General features: G+C 59.2%; 22 protein-coding genes. 12 read left to right on the top strand and 10 right to left on the bottom strand.

Annotated elements, in window-relative coordinates; genetic code table 11:
• Positions 1-45: 45 nt before the first annotated feature.
• From AB6K10_RS07315 to AB6K10_RS07295, 5 genes are all read right to left on the bottom strand, one after another.
• On the bottom strand, positions 46-1,842 hold the full coding sequence (locus AB6K10_RS07315; RefSeq protein WP_339118321.1) for a mechanosensitive ion channel domain-containing protein: 1,797 nt from the start codon (positions 1,840-1,842) through the stop codon (positions 46-48).
• Between the two features lie 141 nt (positions 1,843-1,983).
• Complete coding sequence (locus AB6K10_RS07310) at positions 1,984-2,931, bottom strand: pirin family protein (RefSeq protein ID WP_339118320.1); 948 nt, start codon at positions 2,929-2,931, stop codon at positions 1,984-1,986.
• 98 nt (positions 2,932-3,029) lie between these two features.
• Entirely contained in the window at positions 3,030-3,551 is a 522-nt protein-coding gene (locus tag AB6K10_RS07305) for a GDYXXLXY domain-containing protein (RefSeq protein ID WP_339118319.1), read from the bottom strand.
• A complete protein-coding gene (locus AB6K10_RS07300; RefSeq protein WP_339118318.1) occupies positions 3,541-4,614 on the bottom strand; it encodes a DUF4401 domain-containing protein in 1,074 nt (357 codons plus the stop codon). Before AB6K10_RS07300 ends, AB6K10_RS07305 begins: the two co-directional genes overlap by 11 nt.
• Positions 4,611-5,582 carry a DUF2157 domain-containing protein gene (locus AB6K10_RS07295; protein WP_339118317.1) on the bottom strand — a complete coding sequence of 324 codons (972 nt, stop codon included), beginning with the start codon at positions 5,580-5,582 and terminating at the stop codon, positions 4,611-4,613. The genes AB6K10_RS07300 and AB6K10_RS07295 overlap by 4 nt, the downstream gene beginning before the upstream one ends.
• Before the next feature lie 188 nt (positions 5,583-5,770).
• Here AB6K10_RS07295 and AB6K10_RS07290 point away from each other — a divergent pair, with 188 nt between their 5' ends.
• Genes AB6K10_RS07290 through AB6K10_RS07280 form a run of 3 tightly spaced genes read left to right on the top strand, consistent with a single transcriptional unit; the run spans position 5,771 to position 8,267 of the window.
• Positions 5,771-6,052 carry a hypothetical protein gene (locus AB6K10_RS07290; protein ID WP_339118316.1) on the top strand — a complete coding sequence of 94 codons (282 nt, stop codon included), beginning with the start codon at positions 5,771-5,773 and terminating at the stop codon, positions 6,050-6,052.
• Positions 6,053-6,077: 25 nt separating this feature from the next.
• Positions 6,078-6,779 carry a response regulator transcription factor gene (locus tag AB6K10_RS07285; RefSeq protein WP_339118315.1) on the top strand — a complete coding sequence of 234 codons (702 nt, stop codon included), beginning with the start codon at positions 6,078-6,080 and terminating at the stop codon, positions 6,777-6,779.
• A gap of 3 nt (positions 6,780-6,782) precedes the next feature.
• Positions 6,783-8,267: a HAMP domain-containing sensor histidine kinase gene (locus AB6K10_RS07280; RefSeq protein WP_339118314.1), complete on the top strand. Its 1,485-nt coding sequence runs from the start codon at positions 6,783-6,785 to the stop codon at positions 8,265-8,267.
• A 93-nt stretch (positions 8,268-8,360) separates the two neighbouring features.
• Here AB6K10_RS07280 and AB6K10_RS07275 read toward each other — a convergent pair whose 3' ends face one another.
• The gene (locus AB6K10_RS07275) at positions 8,361-8,939 is read right to left on the bottom strand and encodes an NAD(P)H-dependent oxidoreductase (RefSeq protein WP_305947064.1); all 579 of its coding nucleotides are present in this window, start codon (positions 8,937-8,939) and stop codon (positions 8,361-8,363) included.
• Between the two features lie 167 nt (positions 8,940-9,106).
• Here AB6K10_RS07275 and AB6K10_RS07270 point away from each other — a divergent pair, with 167 nt between their 5' ends.
• From AB6K10_RS07270 to AB6K10_RS07250, 5 genes are all read left to right on the top strand, one after another.
• On the top strand, positions 9,107-10,012 hold the full coding sequence (locus tag AB6K10_RS07270; protein ID WP_339118313.1) for a LysR family transcriptional regulator: 906 nt from the start codon (positions 9,107-9,109) through the stop codon (positions 10,010-10,012).
• A gap of 155 nt (positions 10,013-10,167) precedes the next feature.
• Positions 10,168-10,596, top strand: coding sequence for a DUF2231 domain-containing protein (locus AB6K10_RS07265; RefSeq protein WP_159341293.1), 429 nt, complete (start codon positions 10,168-10,170; stop codon positions 10,594-10,596).
• Positions 10,593-11,897, top strand: coding sequence for a sorbosone dehydrogenase family protein (locus AB6K10_RS07260; protein WP_339118312.1), 1,305 nt, complete (start codon positions 10,593-10,595; stop codon positions 11,895-11,897). Before AB6K10_RS07265 ends, AB6K10_RS07260 begins: the two co-directional genes overlap by 4 nt.
• Positions 11,898-12,159: 262 nt before the next feature.
• A complete protein-coding gene (locus AB6K10_RS07255) occupies positions 12,160-13,245 on the top strand; it encodes an amidohydrolase family protein (protein WP_339118311.1) in 1,086 nt (361 codons plus the stop codon).
• A gap of 69 nt (positions 13,246-13,314) precedes the next feature.
• Complete coding sequence (locus tag AB6K10_RS07250) at positions 13,315-13,524, top strand: hypothetical protein (RefSeq protein WP_339118310.1); 210 nt, start codon at positions 13,315-13,317, stop codon at positions 13,522-13,524.
• 25 nt (positions 13,525-13,549) lie between these two features.
• On the opposite strand, the gene AB6K10_RS07245 is transcribed toward AB6K10_RS07250, so the two are convergent.
• Positions 13,550-14,572 (bottom strand): SO_0444 family Cu/Zn efflux transporter, encoded by a 1,023-nt coding sequence (locus AB6K10_RS07245; protein ID WP_339118309.1) that lies wholly within the window; start codon positions 14,570-14,572, stop codon positions 13,550-13,552.
• Between the two features lie 71 nt (positions 14,573-14,643).
• On the opposite strand from AB6K10_RS07245, the gene AB6K10_RS07240 reads away from it, so the two are divergent.
• The 4 genes from AB6K10_RS07240 (at position 14,644) to AB6K10_RS07225 (ending at position 18,281) form a co-directional block, all read left to right on the top strand.
• On the top strand, positions 14,644-15,093 hold the full coding sequence (locus tag AB6K10_RS07240) for a helix-turn-helix domain-containing protein (protein ID WP_159341289.1): 450 nt from the start codon (positions 14,644-14,646) through the stop codon (positions 15,091-15,093).
• Between the two features lie 452 nt (positions 15,094-15,545).
• Positions 15,546-17,222: a methyl-accepting chemotaxis protein gene (locus AB6K10_RS07235; RefSeq protein WP_339118308.1), complete on the top strand. Its 1,677-nt coding sequence runs from the start codon at positions 15,546-15,548 to the stop codon at positions 17,220-17,222.
• Between the two features lie 153 nt (positions 17,223-17,375).
• The gene (locus AB6K10_RS07230; protein WP_253016706.1) at positions 17,376-17,924 is read left to right on the top strand and encodes a hypothetical protein; all 549 of its coding nucleotides are present in this window, start codon (positions 17,376-17,378) and stop codon (positions 17,922-17,924) included.
• A gap of 60 nt (positions 17,925-17,984) precedes the next feature.
• Entirely contained in the window at positions 17,985-18,281 is a 297-nt protein-coding gene (locus tag AB6K10_RS07225) for a DUF1330 domain-containing protein (protein ID WP_339118307.1), read from the top strand.
• Positions 18,282-18,358: 77 nt separating this feature from the next.
• Here the strand turns inward: AB6K10_RS07225 and AB6K10_RS07220 are convergent, their stop codons facing one another.
• From AB6K10_RS07220 to AB6K10_RS07210, 3 genes are all read right to left on the bottom strand, one after another.
• Positions 18,359-18,835, bottom strand: coding sequence for an NYN domain-containing protein (locus tag AB6K10_RS07220; protein WP_339118306.1), 477 nt, complete (start codon positions 18,833-18,835; stop codon positions 18,359-18,361).
• A gap of 75 nt (positions 18,836-18,910) precedes the next feature.
• Positions 18,911-22,030: a multidrug efflux RND transporter permease subunit gene (locus tag AB6K10_RS07215; RefSeq protein WP_339118305.1), complete on the bottom strand. Its 3,120-nt coding sequence runs from the start codon at positions 22,028-22,030 to the stop codon at positions 18,911-18,913.
• An 18-nt stretch (positions 22,031-22,048) separates the two neighbouring features.
• Entirely contained in the window at positions 22,049-22,933 is an 885-nt protein-coding gene (locus AB6K10_RS07210; RefSeq protein WP_339119603.1) for an efflux RND transporter periplasmic adaptor subunit, read from the bottom strand.
• Between the last annotated feature and the right edge of the window lie 9 nt (positions 22,934-22,942).

Below are 22,942 nucleotides of genomic sequence, written 5' to 3'. Positions count from 1 at the left end.
TTGTAGCGAAAAAGTTGCTAAATCACATTTATCGCCAGCGTTTTTTTAGTCGGCTGCAGGCGCTTCGCCATCCTCACTTTGGTTATTTTCAGTGCTATTCCCAGGACTCTTTTCAGAACCACTGCTAACACCCTCGTTAGCGCTCGATGCGGAGCGTTTGCTCTGACTCTCCCCACGCGCAATATCATGATGGCTAATCACCACCACGTCGCGGGGCCACCATTCCGGGTGTTCGTCGCGGATATAGGCCATTAACTTTTCACGCACGTTCATCTCAGCGGTCCAGCCTGCCATGGGGTCGGACGTCATTAAGTAGCAGGTGACCGTTTGTGCGTGTGCGGTTTGGCCGGTGACGTAACAGAGCAGCTTATGGTGCTCGATCACGCTATCCTCTTCTTTGGCAAACTCTAAAAACTTCTCGCGAACCTGGGAGATATCGGCACTCAGGTGCAGGGTTAGCTCCAAGAAACGGTACATTTTGGTGCTTTTCACCGAGAGGTTTTCTAACGGTTTGGACGTAAAGTACGTGACCGGCACGATCAACCGCCGCTCATCCCAAGAACGCAGCCGAATGAAGGTGTAGAAAATCCCTTCCACATAGCACCACTGCCCTTCAAAGATCACTAAGTCGCCAATGCGGATGGGTTTGGCCAGCGAGAGCTGAAACGATGACAGGATATTACCCAGCACCGTCTGCCCCGCAATACCCACCAGCACGGCCAGCACACTGGCCGAGGCCAGAATGGAAAGCCCTAGAGATTCAAACAGCTGGATTTGCCCAAGCACATAGACCGACACCGACACGACGGTGATCAAGATAATCACTCGACGCAGGGCGTAGAGCGAGGTTAGCAGCCGGCGCTTGTCTTTGGGTTTGGTGTCGTCGATCTCCCCCACCAAGCGGCGGGTCATGCGCAGCATGATGGTATCGACCAGCCTCAGCGCAATGGTGCCTGCGCCCCAGGCCATGATCGCAATTAGCAACACCCTGAACGTCGTGGTGGCCACCGCTGAAAAAGACACCACGTAATCGAGCAGCATTTGAGTGACCAGCGACATCGCGATGAGCGCCACCGGCACGCCGATCTGGTCGGCGAATATCGTCGATATACCGGAGGGCAGAATACGGGCGATCAGCCCCATCAGGTAATAGGTCGCGATGCCCACGACGCCAATGGTGATCAGAAAAACGGGGATAGCCAGCCACTCCCAAATTTTCAGCACGCCAAACGACGCTTTGAAACGTTCAGGAATGTAGCTCTCGAGCATGGAAGGGCCGTACTCTTCGTACAGTGTCGGAATAGATGACACGCTCTCTGGCATGATCAGCCAGATGGGGTCCTCTTCCCCCACGCGATAGCGCCCCAGCCGCACATCGTAGGCTTGGCCTTCCACCTGCAGCGCGGCCAATTCGATATTGCGTCGGGGTTGGCCCGCTAGTGGATTCTGGCCAGAAGGGTCCTCGATGGCGGCATCCTGGCGGCCCGGCAGGTTGGAGGCATTCAGCCACTCGCCACGGCGCAAGATCTCGGCAAGCTGTTTGGCCAACTCGGTCCCCCGCGTGGCCTGCTCGCTGGGGTCGATATCCGCTAAGTTCAACAAATGCGCCGCATCGGCGTAATTTTCCTCTTCGGTGAAATTCAAGAAGCTGCGGATGGTCTCCCGAGGCGACATGCGCTTTGCATCGTCGGGTACGTCATCCAACCCGGTGTTGATCGCATCCATGGTGAACCAACGCGAGTCGTCGCTCTCATCGCCTTGCGTTTGCGCCATCCCCACGCTGGAAAAAAGTAGCGTGACGGCCAGCACACACCAGACGGGCCATGAGCTTTGATTTTTCATACTTGCCTTATTTAGTGAAAGTGAGCCAATACGTCCATCCACCAACGGCTTGCGCCGCGTGCCCACTGTCATCAGTGGGCGATCCATGTCGATGGTTGGACAAAGTACAGACCACGTTCCCCCATCCGGCAAGCACGAAGGTTAACGCGATGGCTGACCGGGAAAGGGAATGAACTCGCGGTCATCGTCCGGAGGAAGCTTAAAACGCCCGTGTTCGAAGTCGCCCTCGATCCACGCTTGCTTGGCGGCGTCCAGTTTTTCACGCGAGGAGGCGACGAAATTCCACGAGATATAGCGCGGGCCATTGAGGGTTTCCCCTCCCAGCAGCATCAAACGTGCCCCCTGTTCCCCCGCCACCACGGTCATCGCATCGCCCGGCCGAAACACCATCATACGCCCTGCCTCGAACGTCTCACCGGCCACGAGAATTGCGCCGGAGGTCACATAAAGCCCGCGGTCTTCGTGATGATCCGGCAGTGGCAATTTCGCGCCTGGGGCAAGCACCGCGTCGGCGTAGAACATATCGGAGAAGGTCTCTACGGGAGAGCGCTCGCCCCAGGCCGTGCCCAGAATCAGGCGTACGTTTTTCCCTTCACCACTGAGCAGCGGCAGCGTCTCTTCACCGTGGTGGGCAAAGCTGGCGGGCTTGTCCTCATACGCTTCGGGCAGTGCCACCCAGGTTTGAATGCCAAACAGCGAGTGGTCGCATTCGCGGGTGGTGGGGCTGGTCCGCTCAGAGCGGGTGACGCCATTACCCGCGACCATCCAATTCACCGCGCCAGGATAAATCATCTGGTTCGTTCCCAAGCTATCGCGGTGCTGGAACTCCCCTTGGTAAAGGTAGGTGACCGTTGCTAACCCAATGTGTGGGTGCGGCCGCACGTCGATGCCCTCTTCACGGAGAAATTCGGCCGGGCCCATCTGGTCGAAAAAGATGAACGGCCCCACCATTTGCCGTTTCGGAGCAGGCAACGCTCGGCGCACTGCAAAACCGCCAATGTCGCGAGCGCGAGGCACAATCAGCGTTTCGATGTCTTCCAAACGGCCAGCGGAGGGGCAGTTCGGCTCGATATCAGGCATCCAACTCATCACCAATCTCCCATCGACGTTCACGTAATACGAGTCAAATACGGTGGTGCACGTAGTAAGGGTATAGCTGAAACGGCCCCGGACTGCCTAAAGCGCGGTCAATCTTCTCCCAAACGCTGGAAGGTGTCGTCATACAGCGCGGTGAGCAGCAGCTCGCCCTCTTTATTGACGCGAAACTCGCCGTAATGGGCCGTCTCATAGCGCTCGGCGTGGCCCTCCTGAAAGAAGAAGGCGTTGGTAGCAAAGCGCACCTGCCCATGGCGCAGGCGAAACTGTAAGCGCCGCTCATCCGCGTCTAGCGGTGTGCCATCGTCTATTCGCTGGAAGTAAGCAACTCGAGCGCTATCGACACGGACGACCACGTCACCATTCATTGAGGCTGAAGGGGTCTCACCGCGCTGATACAGCTCGCTTTGCAGGCGGTTCGCCAGGGCAAAGTTGAGCGCCATATAGTCGCCCTGCATTAGGGAACGGGGATCGACCGGGGCCAGTTCTAGGTAAACCACCTCCCCTTGCGCGATATGACGCTCCTTCTGCCAAATGGCGCTGTTGACCACGACCAACATCGCCAGCGTGGTCAGCAGGACCACCCATCGAAAACGCCTAACGCTAGCGGCCATGGTGTTCACCTATTTTTGTTGTCGCTAAGCGCCAGCGCTGCAACCCCCAACGCAGCGCTAACAGCGCGAAGCCCAGCACACACAGCAACGCTGCCTTGTGAAGTAGCGAGATATCTAACCAGTAGTAGTAGGCGCTGACCGCTGCCAGCAGCAGGAGTATGCCGCTGGCCATTAACACCCGATGGCTAATCGCAACGCCCAGTAGTAGCACCGCGATGCCGCTACTCAGTCCAGGCGCAAAATAAGCGAGCACCGCCACCAGCAAGGCAGCGCTATACACCGCCCACATCACACTGCTTGAAGGCGAGTGGCGGCTCAGCGCCGTATGTGCTACCCATAACAGCGCTACGCCTGCCAATGCCGTGCTGATGCTTCGGCTGAGCATCGGGGAAAGGGCGTCCAGCTCCGTAAAGTTGCCTAGCCACAGCGCCTGCCCTGCATGGGCAACGCCTTGCAGCATAAGCACGCCCACTAACAGGCCCATGCCCCAGGCATGCATGTCACTCAGGCGCTCCGGCCAGCGAAACTCGTTCAACCACAGCCCCACCAGCGCTAATACCACAAAGCCACTCGCCACCTGCGTCAACCCACTGGCGGCAAGCGAAAACTCCAAAGCAAGGCACGCCAACACGACGGCCACAAAGCGGTGAAGGCGACTTGGCATCCCCCATGCAAAGGCCATTTGCATGATCACCAGTGCCCAGCCCAAGCCCACAGAAAAGCTAAGCGCATCCGCTAGCGGCCACGCGATCAACAGCTGCCCCACCAAGCTACACGCCAGCGCCATATGTTCCATGACATCGTTATCGGATGAGCGTCGCAGCAGCGCATACGCGCCTAGTACCATCAATCCGCCGACCAGTGAGGCAGCAAGTGGGCTTTCTAGTACCCACACCACGCCGGTGGCGATAAACCCCAACAAAAACAGCGCGGCCAGCCAGCCGGAAAGCGCTTGAACGCCGCGCACGAACCAGGGCATAGAATGCGTGGCAGTGGCCCGCTCATTCAGAACCACTCCCGCTTGCGCGAGTGCTTGCTTCAACGGTGAATATTGTTGGCTCATTGGATAGCCTCACGCTGTAGGCGTTTTAGCCACGCTACGGCTGCCGCTCCCAGCGCAAATACCGTCACGGCAACGATCAGCAGTCCGCCTGGATCGCCTTCCTCCCACATCACCATCCGAGCCATACAAAGCGTCAGCACGGCGATAACCGATACGCAGCCACCGGCCAGCATCAACAGATCCAACCGCCACCACCGGTAAACGCCATACAGCGCAGCCAACCAAACGGGGTAAAGCAACGCGCTTGGCGTGACGCCAAAGGTGAACCCATCCACCCAGCTCATCATCAGCAGTGTGATCGGTAGGCCACTGCCCAGCGCCAGCACGCGTATTGCCCAGCGCCCTGGCCACGCTCGCCGTTGTGCGCCCCACTCCCAGACTGCTTGCGCCGCCACGTTGGCTACCCACAGCCCCCATAAACCCGACTCCCCAGCGAGGAAGCGGCCATTCACGCCCCAACCCCATACGCTGGCATGCAGCCAAATCGCCAGATTCCCCACGCCCAGCCATACCAGCCAAAGCGGGCTAAAACGCGCCGCCCATACCCACGGCAGCCCCAAGAGGGCCCAGGCGAAAAAGAGCTGCCACGGGTCTGCACCGGTTTGATACACCTGCCCCACGAGCGCAAGCAGAACGCCCAGCAGCACAAAGGCAGCGGTCAGCGCGGCCTGAACCACCCAGCGGCTGGCTGGCCGCCATACTGCTGCCCCAATGGCCACCAATAGCGCCGCTTGCACCAAGCCAAAGCGCAGCCAGTGGCCCATCGCCACCCAGTGGTACGCCACAAAAAACAGCACCGCAAAGGCCATGGCTAAAGCACCGAGCCAAAGCAGCAGCCTATCCAGCAGTACCGCCCAGGCGCGAGGCGTAGGCTGCAGGCCCGCCACGCTCACGGCCTTGGCTACCTGCTCAGGGGCCATCGCCCCTTGCTCAATCAGCGAGACGAGTTCACGGCGGTTCGTGGTCACGGAGGTTCCTTATGCACAGTTTTTATGAATAGTCGTTGTATCTACCGGTATTCGCAGCGCTGCGTTATACATTCGTTAAACTTGCGAGATAATCTCTTTAAAACCCCGTGATGTTCCCGTGACGAGGAGCGCCGAGACTAACAGTGAGCCTACCAACCCGGCAGGCCTTCTCTCGGAGAGTTACGCACATGAACAAGTTCACTACTCTGGCAGCATTATGCCTATTCAGCCTGATGGCAACGGTCAGCCATGCAGAAGAGATGAAAAACGATGGCGGCATGATGCAAGACAATATGCAATCCGATGACATGGGCCACTCCATGGACGACTCAATGGGTGACTCCATGAACGGCGATATGGAAGAGCATGGCATGATGGATGAAGGCATGTCTGAAGACAGTATGGCCATGGAGGACGACATGAGCATGGAGAGCGATCACATGGACACCACCAACAGCATGAAAGAGTAACGCCCCTTTCGAGAGCCAGGAAGCTATGACGCGAAACGTACTGATCATCGAGGACAACCCAGGTATCGGCGAGTTGGTTCGTATGCACGTGGCCGAGCTGGGCATGACGCCTGTTCTTTATGACCGGGGAGATACAGGGCTCATGCGTTTTCGCGAAGGCGGTATCGACCTGGTGATTCTCGATCTGATGCTGCCCGGCTTGGATGGGCTATCGATCTGTCGCGACATCCGCTCCTCCCCCGGCTATGTGCCCGTCTTGATGCTGACCGCCAAAAGCACCGAGCTGGACAGAGTGCTGGGGTTGGAAATGGGAGCGGATGACTACCTCACGAAGCCGTTCAGCGTGGCGGAGCTTTCCGCCCGGGTAAAAGCGCTGTTTCGGCGTGTGGATGCTATGGCGTCCGCCTCGCTTGAAAAAACCAAAGAGCGCGAGCTAACCGCCGATGGCCTGCGTATCGACCCGGTACGCAGGCGCGTTTTTATTAATGAACAGCTGGTCGAATTAACCGCTCGAGAGTTTGACCTGCTTTGGCACTTTGCCAGCCATCCAGGCCGCGTCTTTAGCCGGGTACAGCTGCTCAATACCGTCTGGGGATATAGCCACGAAGGGTACGAGCACACCGTCAACACGCACATTAACCGCCTGCGGGGCAAGATCGAAGCCGACCCCTCCCACCCCGCGTTCATCCAGACCGTCTGGGGTGTCGGCTATCGCTTTCGCGAATAAACCATGCTGAAAACACTCTATACCCGCCTATCGCTGGGGCTTTTTGTCCTGCTGCTGGCCATTGGCCTGCTCTACACGGTCATCAGCCTGTACACGCTGCGGGAGTATAGCGCCTCAGTAAACCAAGCCCTGCACCGCGACCTCGCCGAAAACCTGGTCAACGATCAACACCTCGTCCGCGATGGCCAGCTCGACCGCAGCGCTTTAGAAGCGCTCTTTGCGCTCTATATGACCATCAACCCCAGCTTAGAAATCTATCTGCTGGATTTAGAAGGCACGATACGCTCTTACTCCGCCGACCCGGCGCAGATCAACCGCGAGCGCGTGTCGCTAGCCCCTATCCATCGACTGTTGGAAGACCCCAGCCACTACCCCGTGCTCGGCGATGACCCGCGCAGCCAAGCGCGTCAAAAAGTCTTTTCTGTCACACCGGTGCCCAGCGCTGACGCCCCTGAAGGGTATCTCTACGTGGTGCTGCGCGGCGAAGAGTACGATGCCGCTGACCAAGTGGCCCGCAGCGCCCAGCGGCTAACCATGGGCATGTGGGCGCTGCTGGTCAGCTTGGCGGTGGCCATGATCGCCGGCCTCACGCTATTCCGCCTACTCACCCGCCGATTGAGAGCCCTTACCCGCTTAGTGGCAGATTTCGAAAGCAGCGGCATGCGCCAAACCCCAACCGCCACTTGGCGTGATAAACGCCCCGTTGTTCGCGATGAGATTGACTATCTCGGGGTGGCCTTTGACGACATGGCCACGCGCATTGCCTCTCAGATAGAGCAACTGACCGAAAAAGATGCCCAACGACGCCAATTGGTGGCCCAGGTTTCCCATGACCTGCGCACGCCGCTGGCCTCCATGCAAGGGTATATTGAAAGCCTGAAACTACGCCGTGACCGCCTGAGCGCCGACGAGCAGGACCGCTTTTTAGACATCGCCTTAAAAGAGGGCCGCCGCTTAAGCCGCTTGGTGGATGAGCTGTTTGAGCTAGCCGCCCTGGAAGCGCGGGAGAAACAGCCGATGCCCGAGCCCTTCCCTCTGGCCGAATTGGTCAACGATGTGATGCAAAAGCACAGCCAAGCAGCCCAAGAGAGCGCGCTCACACTCACCCTCAGCGGCGACCCCGCGTTACCTACCACGTACGCCGACCTCGCCATGACTGAACGGGTACTGGATAACTTGATCAGCAACGCCATTGCCTACAGCCCAGCAGGAGGCAACATCAAGGTCATCGTAGGCCACACCGACGGCCAGCCCGAGGTGCATGTACAAGACAACGGCCCCGGCATCCCTCCCAAGGACCTACCGCATATTTTCGAGCCTTTCTATCGCGGCGATGTGTCTGGCAGTACCGGGCACGCCGGGTTGGGGCTGGCGATTGCCCGACGCATCATGACCCTCCAGGGCGGGGATATTCAGGTGACGAACCTAACCACCGGAGGCGCCTCTTTCTGCCTGCGCCTACCGGCTCATTCACCGCGCAAAGCCTGAGCAGAGAGCGCTAAACGTGGCACAAAAAAACGCCCACCGTTGTCGGTGGGCGTCTGTTTTGATGCGTGTGGAATGCTTAAGCAGCGCAGCGGCTTAACCAAACACACGGCGCAGGTGGGCGCGATACGCGGCTTTGTCACGCTCTACGTCTGGCGCCTTGATCACGTCGTTGGCAATGAAGGTCGGCTGGGCCTTGAGACCAATGAACTCCTGAGACTTGTGGAACGGGAAGTACACGCCATCCACGCCACGGCCTTCGAAGAAGTTACCTGGCTCGTCGAACGCTTCAATCGGCGCGTTCCAGGTCAGCGACAGCATGTAGTCGCGGCCTTGCAGCAGGCCACCGCTGCCGTACTGTTTGGACGGGTCCTGGCGAGAGCGGCCATCGCTGGCGTAGAGCGACCCGTGACCTTCGGTGAAGACTTCATCAATGTAGCGCTTGACGGTCCAGGGGGTGCCCATCCACCAGCCAGGCATTTGATACACGATGCTGTCTGCCCACAGGTAATTTTCGACTTCCGCAGCCACCTCGTAGCCCTGCTCGATGACCGTTTCGCGCACCTCATGGCCCAGCTCTTTCAGCGTATCCACCGCCACGGCATGCAGGGTATTGTTGAGTTCTCCACCAGAGTGGGCAAACGCTTTACCGCCATTGATCAACAGTATCTTCATTGTTTCGACCTCACTAGGTATCGTGACCACCCCGCTAACACAAGGTAAGCAGGGCATTGATTGGCGAGTATTGTGCAGCGCAAAGGCGCAGAGAAAAACCAAACGTCCGGCAAGAGACTTTTGCGCTAAAATCAATAATAGATTCATCATCGAGGCGCTTACGAACGATGAAAAGCACCCTGGAAGAGCAGCAGGCGTTTGTCACGGTAGTGGATAGCGGCTCGATTACCGCTGCCGCCGAACGGTTGGGTATCACCGTGTCAGGCGTCAGCCGCGCGCTAAACCGCCTGGAGCAGAAGCTCGGCACGACGCTGCTGCGCCGCACGACCCGACGTTTGGAACTGACCGAAGAAGGGGACACCTTTCTCGCCCACTGCCGACGCATCCTCGCCGCCGTGGAAGAGGCCGAAGAGGCCCTTCTCGATCGTCATGACCAGCCTCAAGGCAGGCTGCGGGTCAACGCTGCGCCCAGCTTCATGCAGCATGTGGTCGTGCCCGTGATCGGTGAATTTCGCGCCCGCTACCCTGGCATTACCCTAGAGCTGGATACCCACGACCGCTTCGTGGATTTGCTGGAGCAGCGAGTCGACTTGGCCATTCGCATTGGCACACTGGAGGACTCCTCGCTTCACGCCCGTCCCCTTGGCCACAGCGCGCTGCGGGTACTGGCCAGCCCCGCCTATCTGGCCCGTCACGGCACGCCTCAACAGGTAGAAGAGCTTTGCCGCCATAGCCTGCTCGGTTTTAGCCAGCTCGACCACTTGAACCACTGGCCGCTGACCTGCGCGGATGGTAAGCGCTTACATATCACGCCCACCCTGGCCGCCTCCAGCGGCAGCACGCTGCTGGAACTTGCTCTGAAGGGGGAAGGGATCGTGTGTTTGGCGGACTTCATGACCCGCGCGCCCCGGCAGCACGGCACCCTGGTCGACGTGCTGCCCGACCACACCGAACTCGTCACGCAGCCGATCAACGCGGTGTACTACCGTCAAGCCACCCTATCTCAGCGTACGCGACTGTTCATGGATTTTTTAGCCGAGCGGCTCCCCGCGCAGTATGCCCACGGCCCGTGAGAACGCTAAGCGCCGCTTGCTTCGCTTTGGGTAAAACTCGGCTACTGACCTACACTGGTTACGCAACACAGGAGGTCGTTGCTTGGCCGAACGCCTCGCATTTCATCGCATTCGCCAAGCATGGCCATTCGCTAGATCAGCATAAGGAGCATGCCGTGACAGCTACCCATACGCATACCTACCAACGTGGGCTGCCCCTCTTTCACTCGGTGTTTTTAGTGGGGTGCCTACCGCTTTTTTTAGGCGCCACGCTCAGCGACTACGCTTACGCCAATAGCTATCAAATTCAGTGGGCAACTTTTGCCTCCTGGCTCAACGCTGGCGGGCTAGTATTTGCCGGGCTAGCGCTGATTAGCTCACTGATCAGCTTCTTTCGCGCCAAGCCCCGCAGTCTCATGCTACTGATCTATCCAGCGCTCCTGCTGCTCACGTGGATACTCGGCTTTGTTAACGCCCTTATCCACGCGCGGGACGCCTGGGGCATGATGCCGATTGGTTTTGCGCTCTCCCTGGTGGTCACCATTTTTGCAGGCACCGCCGTTTGGGTGGGGTTTTCCCGTTTTGGCCACGGAGGTAAGCCATGAAGCGCGCTCTACGTCGCCCGCATTGTTACGCCGCGCCCCTCTGCTTGCTGCTGGCAGCGGGTAGCGCCAGCGCCCAAGAGGTCACCCGCTACGGGCCTAACCCGACGCTGCCCGAGCCTTCTCGCGGCCTGCTGCCCAACATGAGCGTGCCCGAGCCCGCCGAATGGGGCGATGCCCTGCCCAGCGTGCCCGAGGGCTACACGATCACCGCGATTGCCACCGATCTACAAATCCCCCGCCAACCCCTGGTACTGCCCAATGGCGATATCTTGGTGGCGGAAGGCAGCGGTGGTAATGCCCCCTCTCTCAAGCCAAAGGATGTCATTGCCGGGCTGATCAAATCCCAGGGGACCACCTCGGTGCAGAGCGGTAACCGGCTGACACTGTTGCGCGATGCCGATGGCGACGGCCGCTATGAAGAGCAAACCACCTTTGCGGAAAACCTCAACGCTCCCTACGGGCTCGCGCTGATCGATGACGCCCTGTATGTCGCCAATCAAGATGCCCTGGTGCGTTTTGAGTACGAAGAGGGCCAAACCCAAGCCAGCGGGCCACCCGAGGTGCTTACCCAACTCCCCGCCGAGATCAACCACCACTGGACCAAAGCGATGACCGCCAGTGCCGATGGGGAGTTTCTGTATGTGGGCATTGGCTCCAACAGCAACATCACCGAGCGAGGGATGGAAGCGGAGGTCAATCGCGCGGAAATCTGGCAGATCGACCCTGATACCGGCATGCACCGCCCCTATGCCACGGGTCTTCGCAATCCCACGGCGATGACGATTCAACCCGGCACCGACCAGCTTTGGACGGTCGTCAACGAGCGTGACGAGCTTGGCCCCGATCTGGTGCCCGACTACCTCACTACTGTTCAGGAAGGCGGCTTTTACGGCTGGCCGTATAGCTATTGGGGCCAGAATATCGACCCCCGCGTTCGCCCACAGAACCCTGAAAAAGCAGAGTCGGCGATTGCCCCCGATTACAGCCTGGGTTCGCATGTGGCACCGCTAGGCCTCGCCTTTTCTATCCCCGAAATGGGCGATGAATTCGCTGAAGGTGTGTTTATCGGCGAACACGGCAGTTGGAACCGCGCCGACCCGGTGGGCTACAAAGTGGTCTTCGTACCGTTCAGCGACGGACAGCCCAGCGGCGACCCCATCGATTTTGTTTCGGGCTTTCTCACCGATGATGGTCGCGCCCGTGGCCGCCCGGTAGGTGTAACCATCGACCCCGACGGCGCGCTGATCATTGCCGACGATCTCACCAACGCCATTTGGCGCGTCACGCCCAACGACGCGTAAAACCACAGCGGGTGGCCTGCCATCCGCTTACCCTCTCCTCCTTCTCCTACTCACCGCATGCCTAGCGTAAGCTTGCTTAAGGGCACTCACTATAGTTTATTAAGCGTGATCGCCCCTCGCCGATGAGAGAACGCTGATGCCCGCCGCCAAGACGTTTCACGCCCCGTATCTACACACGCCGCTGCCTCATGGGCACGCCTCTCATGGGCCTGGCGCCTGCTGCTGTGGTTCACCTATGCTGCAGCAGTTTCACGAGCGAGTGATGGCCGACCTCACGCGCCGCCAAATGCTAGGTGGCACGGCAGCGGTCATGGCGATGTTTGCCGGGCTCAACGTGCCCACGGTGGTGAGTGCGCAGCCGCGTCACGCCAGCGGCCCGCTGCTGCTGACCAACCTACAACTGTTTGATGGCAGCGGCAGTGCGGTGCAGAGCGGCGTGTCGGTACGTATCGACGAGGGGCGCATTCAAGCGTTGCTGCCCGCCGATGCCGCAGCCGACGGGGCGCAGGTGATCGACTGCGGTGGCCGCGTCCTCATGCCCGGACTCATCGACGCCCACTGGCACACCACGCTGGCAGCGATTACCCAAACCACCGCCATGACGGCTGATGTGGGCTACATCCATCTGGTGGCGGCCCAGGAAGCCAAGCGCACGCTCATGCGCGGCGTGACGTCGGTGCGAGACGTGGGCGGGCCGTCGTTTGCGCTACAGCGCGCCATTAACGAAGGCATCGTCGATGGGCCGCGTATTTTCCCCGCCGGGGCGATGATTTCCCAAACCTCCGGGCACGGCGATTTCCGTATGCGCCATGAGATTCCACGGGGCTCGAATTCCCCGCTCAGCGAGCAGGAGCGCCAAGGGGTCGCGGCGATTGCCGATGGGGAGGATGAAGTCCTGCGACGCACCCGTGAGCAGCTCATGTTAGGTGCTTCGCAAATCAAGCTGATGGCCGGTGGCGGCGTGGCCTCGCTATACGATCCACTCGACAGCACCCAGTTTACCGAACGCGAACTGCGCGCCGCCGTAGAGGCTGCCGACGACTGGGGTACCTACGTCATGGTGCATGTGTACACCCCAAAAGGCATACAGCGCTCGCTGCGGGCAGGCGTCAAATCCATCGAACACGGCCAGCTCGCCGATGAAGAGACCGCCCGCATGATGGCAGGCGAAGGCGCGTGGTGGAGCCTACAGCCGTTCTTGCAGGACGAAGACGCCAACGTGTACCCCGACGCCGCCCGTCGCGAATCACAGCGGCAAGTGGCCGAAGGCACCGTGCGCGCCTATGAGCTCGCCCAGCGTTTCGACATCCACACGGCCTGGGGCACCGACATTCTGTTCAGCCCATAAAACACGCCTAACCAGCTGCGCCAACTGGCCAAACTCACCCGCTTCTACGACCCGCTCACGGTGCTGGCCATGGCCACCAGCCGCAATGGCGAGCTGCTGGCGCTTTCTGGCCCGCGTAACCCCTACCCCGGCACGCTCGGTAAGATCGAACCCGGTGCCTGGGCCGACCTGCTGCTGGTGGATGGTGACCCTAGCCGTAGCCTCGATTTTCTGCACGACCCTGAACAGAATCTGCGGATGATCATGAAAGGCGGGCGTATTTACAAAGACACCCGCTAAGCCACGAACAGCGGCTCACTCTCGGTTAAAAGCCTAGTAAACGGCGGCGCACCGGCCGGATAGCCACCAGCGCCAGCACCGCCAAGGCCAGCCACTCCAACCAGTGGGGCAGCAGCTCTTGTACTTGGCTCGCCTGCTCCACCGGGTTCCAACCGGCCATCCTTACGGCCGTATCAAACGACCACCCCACCAGCACGGTAACGATCAGCACGCTGGCGAGGTACACGGCGAGCGCCGCATTACCCAGCTCGCGGCGCAAAATGGCCAGCGTGGCGAGGCTGGTAATCGGCCCCGCCAGCAGGAACACCAGCGCCATTCCTGGCGAGATACCGGCTAACAGTAGCCCTGCCGCCACCGGCGTGGCGGCGGCCGCACAGATGTAGAGCGGTATGCCCACCACTGCCATCAACATCAGCGCCAACAGGCCACCCGAAAACCGTGCCAGGGTATCCGGCGGTACCAGCGTGACCAGCACGCCCGCCAGCAGCAGCCCGGCAAACATCCACGCGCTGATATCATCCAACAGATCGCTAAACGCATAACGCAGCCCCGCTTTCAAACCGCTAGGTTCGCCGGTGTCGGCGTGGTGGTCATGGCAGCCATGCGACGAGCAGCAGCCGCTCTTGGCGACAAGTGCAACGGCCTCTGCGTCGCGGGTAAAGCCCACTAGCAAGCCCGTCACAATGGCCGTCACCAGCGCCCCAACAACGCGCACCACCGCCATGAGCGGCCCAAGCAGCACGCTGGTGAGCAGAATCGAATCCACGCCCACGCCTGGGGTGCTGATCAAAAACGACGTGGTCGGCCCGCGCCCCGCACCGCCCCGGTGCAGGGCAATGGCGGTGGGAATCGCCCCGCAGGAGCACAGCGGCAGCGGCATCCCAATCACCGCCGCCCGCACAATGCTGCCCAGGCCACGCCCGCCCATCCAGCGCTGCAGCAATGTTTCGGGTAGCCAGGCTTTGATCAACCCGGCAATCACCAGCCCCAGCAACAACCAGGGGGCTGCCGTCAAAGCAATGTGTAGCAGCTCGGTTATCAGCGTCATCTCGTCACCTGCTTGTCCACGGTGGGAATAAGGATTAGCCTAAACCCTGTAATCGTTACAGGGTCAAGCCGATGACACACGCCTATCGCATTGGAGAAGTGGCTACCCGCACCGGCTGTTCACCGGAGAGCATCCGCCACTATGAGAAGCTTGGCTTGCTGCCGCCCCCGTCACGCGGTGAGCAGGGCTATCGTTACTACGATCAGGCGGCCGTTGAGCGCATCAGCTTTATACGCCATGGCCGCCACCTAGGGTTAGACCTACACAGCATTCAGGAGCTGTTGACGCTGTCTGACCACCCTGACACCGACTGCAGTGCCGCCGATGACATCGCCAGCCGCCATTTAACCCATCTGGAAGCGCGTATTGCCAAACTGCAAGCGCTCGCGGACGAGCTGCGCCACGTGGTTCACCAGTGCCGAGGCGGCAAGGCCGCCGATTGCCAAATCATCCAAACGCTCTACGAGCACCACCCCACCTGCCATGAGCATGGTTGCCGTGACGCCGCCGCTGAGCGCTAACGCCAGCGGGCTACCCAAAAACCCTGAGTCGCCCGCTGTTCATGTCGCCACGTGCGGCCCTCTTTCTCGTCTCCACTTACTCAGCCCGCCTCGCTTTAACGAGCGATTCACACGCACTCCTCTTTTCACCTCGTTATGAGTCGCTCTCAGTAGTTATACTTACTTATTAGTAAACGCGTATAAATAAAGTCGCTATCATTCAACCTTCAATACACATCGACACACATCAAACAATAAATTTAACAACTATTAAAAATATTAAAAGACATATCCATAGCGCTTTCACGCCTATCTGAAAATTGATCCATATCAGCTTTTTATCGTGGTGTTGACATTGTTTCACAATCCAACCCACACACGCTCTGTTTTCGTGATTACAATCGCCCCGTCATTAACAATAAAAACGCTTACTTCCTCTCAAGACCACATGAAAAGCTAAGGGAATACGCCACATGAGCCGTCTCATCCATAATCTTTCGATCAAAAAAACGCTGACCATCGCCATGGGCACGCTGGTGTTATTCATGCTGCTGCTCTCTGCGTTGAGCATCGTCATCAATAAAAATGGCACCCGCTCCCTGCATGAAATCGCAGACGTGGGAGTGCGTCAGATGAACGCCATCAACCGCTCCGAAGCGAACCTGACCCAAGCCAATGCCAGCACTCGGGAATACCTCAAAGCATGGCAAGAGAATGAAACAACGAGTGAATTGAACCGTTGGAAGCTAGAAGCAGAGACGTATTTATCCTCCGCCGAGCAGCGCTTAGTCGAGTTCAATACCATCGCCTCACCGCCCGAGAGCGAGCGGGAAGCGCTTGCCGCCGAGATCAATCAGATCTATCAACGTTATACCGACACACTCAACCGCGTACTTCAAGCGGCCACTCTAGGAGCTGCACAAGACGCTTGGCTACCGGTCATAGAATTAAGAAGAGAGTTTCAAGGCACGGTGCGTAACTTCGTGCAATTAACGGAAGCCAGAACGAAAGACATATTGACCGAAGATAAAAAGAACAGCCAACTCACGTTATTGGCCACCCTATTTATCATGAGCTTTGCTTTACTCATGGTGGTATTGGCTCGTCTCGTCATCGTGAAAGCCATCATTAACCCCATCAATCATACCGTCACACATTTAACAGCGATTGCCAGTGGCGACTTAACACAAGACATTCAGCGTTTAGGCCGTAATGAAATCGGCGTGCTGCTGTCCGGGTTACATGAGATGCAGTCGCAACTCACCAGTATCGTGCAAAGCCTAAAATTAAACAGCGACAACTTATTTACCGGCACGAATGAAATTTCCATCGGCACGCAGGATTTATCATCGCGTACGGAAGAGCAGGCTTCCGCCCTGCAAGAAACCGCTGCCAGCCTGGATGAGCTGACCGCCACGGTCAAAATGAACGCCGACAACGCCGCCGAGGCCAACAAGATCACCTCAAGCGCGGCCAAAACCGCCCACACCTCCGCCGAGGAGAGTGAGCAGATGCTGGCAATGATGCGCGAGCTGGAAGAGAACGCCACGAAAATGGGCGAGATCGTCGGCATCATTGACGGCATTGCCTTCCAAACCAATTTGCTGGCACTCAACGCCTCGGTCGAAGCGGCGCGAGCGGGTGAGCAGGGCCGAGGCTTCGCCGTTGTGGCCAACGAAGTGCGCCAGCTCGCCAGCCGCAGCTCCCAGTCGGCGAGCCAAATCCGCTCGATGCTGGAAATCAGCCGTTCCAAAACCGTGGAGTGTTCGGGCCAAGCGCAGAAAAGCGGCACGACCATTCGCGAACTGGCCGATAACGTCAGCAAGGTATCCGCACTGATGGCCGAAATCACCCAAGCCTCGGAAGAGCAGAGCCGAGGAATCGATCAGGTGAATATCGCCATCTCGCAAATCGACTCCGTCACTCAGCAAAACGCCGCGCTGGTGGAGGAGTCCAGCACCGCCGCCGCCTCGCTGGAAGACCAAGCCAAACAGCTCGCCGAGATCACCGCCCAGTTCACCGTGGCCGCTTACGCACCCGCCCGCCAAGCGCCGCTTGCCCCACCGGCCAACTACCTATCGGCCTCCACGCCTACACGAAACACGAAGCGGGAAGCCGACGCGTTCGAGCTGGATTGGCAAACGTTCTAACACCGCCCACGCGGATTCGAGACTCCCTTCAGGGCGGCGGATAGCCGCCCTTTTTCATGCCACCGCCCACCCTACCGGGGCAGCGTTATGGCTCGCCTTTCGGCCACGCCTCGGCTAGGGTGATGAAAGCCCATCGTCAACCAGGAGCGGTACATGATTGAAACGAAGGAAGAACTCGACGCTATCAAAAAGGCGTGCCAAGCGATGGTGACCAAAAGCGCCGGCCTGTCTGCGGGCACCGCCATCATCCCGGTGCCGGGGCTGGATATCGGCTCGGACGTCGCGATTTTGATGCGCATCATCCCCAAAATTAACAGCCAGTTTGGGCTGACGCCGGAGCAAATCGACGGCCTGGATACCGACAGCAAGCTGTTCGTGATGACCGCCATCTCCAACACCGGCAGCAAAATGGCGGGCAAGTACATCACCCAGAACCTGATCATCTCGCTACTGAGTAAAATGGGCGTGCGAGTGGCGGCGAAGGGCGCCTCAAAGTTCGTGCCGCTTATCGGCAGCGCCGTGGCAGGCGGCATCAGCTTTACCGCCATGAAGTACATGGGCAACAGCCATATCGACGACTGCTATCGCATCGCCCTCGCCGCTCTGGAACACCGCCAGCTCGAACGCGCGGTAGAGGCCAACGCCGTGATCGAAGCGGAAGCGCCTACCCACACCGATGACCCTCATAGCCATGCTTCATAAGGCAGCGCTACTCGGCGGTGGTATGCTTGAGCGTCTTGTTGACGTCCCTAGGAGAAAGGAATGCCCGCTTATATCGTTCTGACTCGTGAACGCACCCACGACAGCGAAGAAATGCAGCGCTACAGCGAAAAAGCCCAAGCCGCCCGCGAAGGCCACGACCCGCAGCCGCTGGCGTTTTACGGCGATTTTGAAGTGCTGGAAGGCAGCGCGATGGAAGGCGCCGTGATTCTGCGCTTCCCCGACATGGCCGCCGCCCGCGCCTGGTACCAAAGCCCCGCCTACCAAGAAGCCCGCAAGCACCGCTTCCAGGGTGCTGATTACCGCGTCTTCTTGGTGGATGGCATCGAAGAGGCATAAGGCGCCTTTCTATTCGGCTCACCTGCTGAGCCGAATAGCCTCTATATTCGGCTCAACCTTCTATTTCTCGCTTTCACTCACCCCAGCAGCAGATCACGCTCGATGGGGATGAACTCGCTCGCGGCGTTGATAAGCGAGGCAGCGGTGAGCTGGGGCACACCGTAGACCTCGACGCGTTTGCCGTGCACCTCGCGAATTTTCTGGGCTAACAGATCGAAGTCGCCATCGCCGGAGACCAGCACTACCACATCCGCTTTCTCGGCGTATTCGATGGCATCAAGGGTGATGCCCACGTCCCAGTCGCCCTTGGCGGAGCCATCCGCGCGCTGGATGAAGGGCTTGAGCCGGACATCAAAACCAATCGCGCGAAGGATATTCTGGAACTCACGCTGCTTGGCGTCGCCTTTATCGATGGCATAGCAGCGGGCGGCCACCACCTCCCGGTTGGCCGTTGCCATGGCCCAGAAACGGCGGTAATCGAAGTGTTTGCCGTAGGCCTCGCGCACGGTGTAATAGACATTCTGGGTATCCACGAAGATAGCAACGCGTGTCATGGCAAGGGGCCTCGGCAGTGAGTGTGCCACCATGGTACGCGATAACCGTTGCGTGCGACCCCAGCGTTTGGCTCATCAAAGCGCTTCTTCCTTTTTGGATCGCCAGCTCTTCACCCGCTCCTGAAGGCCCATCACGAATACGAAGAACACTGGAACGAAGAGAATCACCAGCAGCGTTCCGCTGACCATGCCGCCGAACACGCCCGTACCTATCGCATGCTGGGTGTTGGCACTAGCACCAAACGCCACCATCAACGGCACCACCCCCAAACCGAAAGCGAGTGAGGTCATCAGAATCGGGCGCAGGCGCAGGCGGGCGGCTTCCACTGCGGCTTCTATCAGCCCCTTCCCTTGCTCACGCAGTTGTTTTGCAAACTCAACAATCAGAATCGCGTTTTTCGCCGACAGCCCGATCACGGTGACCATCCCCACTTTGAAGAATACGTCGTTCGGCAGGTCGCGCAGCAGCATAGCAGCCACCGCCCCCAGCAGCCCCAAAGGAACCACCAGGATGACCGAGAGCGGAATGGTCCAGCTCTCGTAGAGCGCGGCTAACACCAGAAACACCGCCAGGATGGATAGCGCCACCAGCATGGGCGCTTGGGCAGCAGACTGTTGCTCCTGCAAAGACTGCCCGGTCCAGGCCACGGCGAAACCGGGCGGAAGCTGCTGCGCTAGACGCTCCATCTCCGCCATCGCTTCACCCGTGGAAGCCCCCGCCGCCGCGCTGCCGGAAATACTGGCGGCGGGATAGCCCAGGTAGCGCACCATTTGTAGCGGTGTTTCGTCCCACACCGGCGTCACCACCTCTGAGAGCGACACCATGCCTCCCCGGCTATTCAGCACATGCAGCTTGAGCACGTCATCCACCTGCATGCGTGCCGACGCATCCGCTTGCATAATCACCTGCTGCATCCGGCCCTCATTCGGGAAATCGTTGATGTAGGACGACCCCATCGCGGTAGATAGAATGTCGCTAATGTTGGCGAACGACACCCCGAGGGCTTCGGCCTTTTGACGATCAATATCAAGACGAATGCTCGCCCCTTCCGGCAGGCCATCGGAATAGACTTCGCTGACCACCTTGCTCTGCGCCGCCAGCTCCAGTAGCGTTGTTTCGGCCGCCTTAAGGGCCTCCGCCCCCTGGTTGCGGCGATCCTGCAAGAACATCGTAAAGCCAGACTTAGTACCCAACTCATCAATGGCCGGGGGCAACATACTCATTACCATCCCTTCATTCAGTTGGCTCATGGCTTCCTGAGCGCCTTCCGCTTCGCTTGCCGCCGTGACACCGTCACGCTGCCCCCAATCCTTTAACGTGGTGAACGCCAGCGCCGTATTCGCGCCGGAGCCTGAGAACCCGAAGCCCAAAATGGACATATTGCCGTCTACAGCAGGGCGCGCCATGACATATTCCTCATACGCCTTGACCACATCCAAGGTGCGCTCGGTGGTCGCATTGGCGGGTAGCTGGATACTGGTCATGAAATAGCCTTGATCCTCTTCGGGCAGAAAAGCCGAAGGCAACTGGCGAAACGCGAACACCAGCACGCCTGCGATGACCAAAAGCACCACCATGACCCGCCCGCTGCGAGCGACCAGCTTTCCAACACGCGATTCGTAACGGGCGGTCATACGGGTAAGTGCCCGGTTGAACCAACCGAAGAAGCCGCCTTTATCGTGGTGCCCCGGCTTAATGGGCTTGAGAAGGGTGGCGCATAGCGCTGGGGTCAGCGACAGCGCCAGAAACGCCGAGAACAGAATCGAAACCATCATCGCCAGCGCGAATTGCTGGTAGATCACACCCACCGAACCACTCGAGAAGGCCATGGGGATAAACACCACCTTCAGTACCAGAGTGATGCCCACCACCGCGCCCGTGATTTCCTTCATCGCCTTGATGGTGGCGTACTTTGGCGATAACCCCTCTTTGGCCATGATGCGCTCAACGTTCTCGACCACCACGATAGCGTCATCGACGATGATGCCAATCGCCAACACCATGCCGAACATCGTCAGCACGTTGATGGAGAAACCTGCCAGCAGCATCACCGTGAAGGTGCCCAGCAACGCAATCGGCGCGACCAGCGCAGGAATCAGCGTGTAACGGATGTTCTGTAGAAACAGCAGCATCACCAGGAAGACCAATGCCATTGCCTCAATCAGCGTATGGATAACCTTCTCGATAGACACCTTAACGAACGGGGCCGTATTAAAGGGAACCGACGAGTTCATGCCCGCAGGCAGCGCCTGGTTTAGCTCAGCCAAACGCGCCTGCACGCCCTCCGCCGTGCGCACCGCATTGGCACCGGGGGCCAGCTGTATGGCCGCCGCCGTTGCTGGCTGGCCATTCTCACGATTGGAGAAGCCGTAGGATTGGGCACCCAGCTCAACGCGCGCCACATCGCCCAACACCACGTTGGAGCCGTCGACATTCGAGCGCAGGATGATAGCGGCGAACTCTTCCGGCGTGCTCAATTGCCCCTGCGCGGTCAATAGCGAGGTGACTTTTTGGCCTGGCACGGAGGGAGACGCGCCGATGCTGCCCGGCACAATCGGTGCGTTCTGCTCCGTGATCGCGGTCGCGAGATCATTCACCGACAAGCCGAAAGAAATCAGTTTTTCAGGATCTATCCAGATGCGCATTGCCTGCTCAGCACCGAACAGCTGCACACGGCCAACGCCGTCAATACGGCGCAGCTCCTCGACGATATTGCGCGCCATATAGTCGTTTAGGGCGATCTCATCAAAGCGCCCACCCTCAGAACTCAGCCCCACGATCATCAGAAAACTGGAGGACGCGGACTCTACGCTCAGTCCATCCTGACGAACCGCCTGGGGTAACCGGGGTTCGACGGCCTTGAGCCGATTCTGCACATCCACCTGGGCCAGTTCCGGGTTTGTCCCGGGCTTGAAGGTGGCGGTGACAGAGGCCGACCCCGACGCATCGGCGGTCGATTCGAAGTACAGCAGGTTCTTGACGCTGGAGAGCTCTCGTTCAATGAGGCTGAGCACGGCGTCGTTCATGGTCTGCGGCGTGGCACCGGGATACGTCGCGGTGATGGTCACCGAAGGCGGCGCTACCGAAGGGTAGTGAGCGACCGGCAGCTTAGGGATAGCGATCACACCCGCGAGGATGATAAATAGCGCAACTACCCAGGCGAAGACGGGGCGATGGATAAAAAACTGGGGCATTGCCGATACTCCTGATACTTAGTGAGAAGATGCCACTGAAGCCTCAAGAGGCGATGACATTTGCCAAGCCACCGCGCTAACGTTGGAACCCTCCGTCAGGCGCTCGATACCCTGGACGACCACCCGCTGCCCCTCAGTTAACCCGTCCTGAACGCGATAGCTCCCCTCCACCAATTCGCCAAGCTGCACAGCGACCATTTCTACTTGTTCCGCAGCACCCACCACCCAAACATAAGGCTTACCGCCGATGCGCACGACAGACTGTTGCGGCACCGTCAGCGCATGGTCGTAGCGTGCATAGGGCACGCGAGCACGCACAAACATACCGGGCAGCAGGCGCCGGTTGGGGTTGTCTACCAGTACTCGCAGCAACACGTCGCCCGTGCTGGCCTCCACATTGATACCCGAGAACAGAAGACGCCCAGTGACCTCGTAAGGCGTGCCGTTGCTGCCGAGAATGGTGACCGGCAAGCCACTATCTAGGGAGGGATGCGACGCCAGCGCGTCTTGCAGCGATGCCAGCGCGGAAGCCGAGCGTCGAACATCGACATAGACCTGATCGATCTGCTGAACACGGGCCATGGGCGTGCTATCGCTGCTGGTCACCAGCGCTCCTACCGTGACTAACTCTTGATCAATTCGGCCAGCAATGGGAGACGCCACCGTGGAGAATTCCAAGTCAAGGCGGCGGCGCGACAGCGTGGCACGCGCTTGGGCCACCTCAGCAGCGGCCTGCTGACTTTTGGATACGGCGTCGTCATAAGCCTGGCGGCTCACCGACTGCCCTCTGACCAGCGACTCCAACCGAGCCGACTGCGCACGTGCATGCGCAAGCTCGGCTTCAGCCTTCTGCAAAGCGGCTTCTGCCGTTTCCACTTCCGCCCGAAACGGCGCGGGGTTGATGTCGAATAA

This window comes from Halomonas sp. BMC6 (genome assembly GCF_964204995.1).
Classification (GTDB): domain Bacteria; phylum Pseudomonadota; class Gammaproteobacteria; order Pseudomonadales; family Halomonadaceae; genus Vreelandella.
The sequence above is the reverse complement of the archived record's forward strand: the minus strand, read 5'-3'. Positions and strand labels throughout refer to the sequence as shown.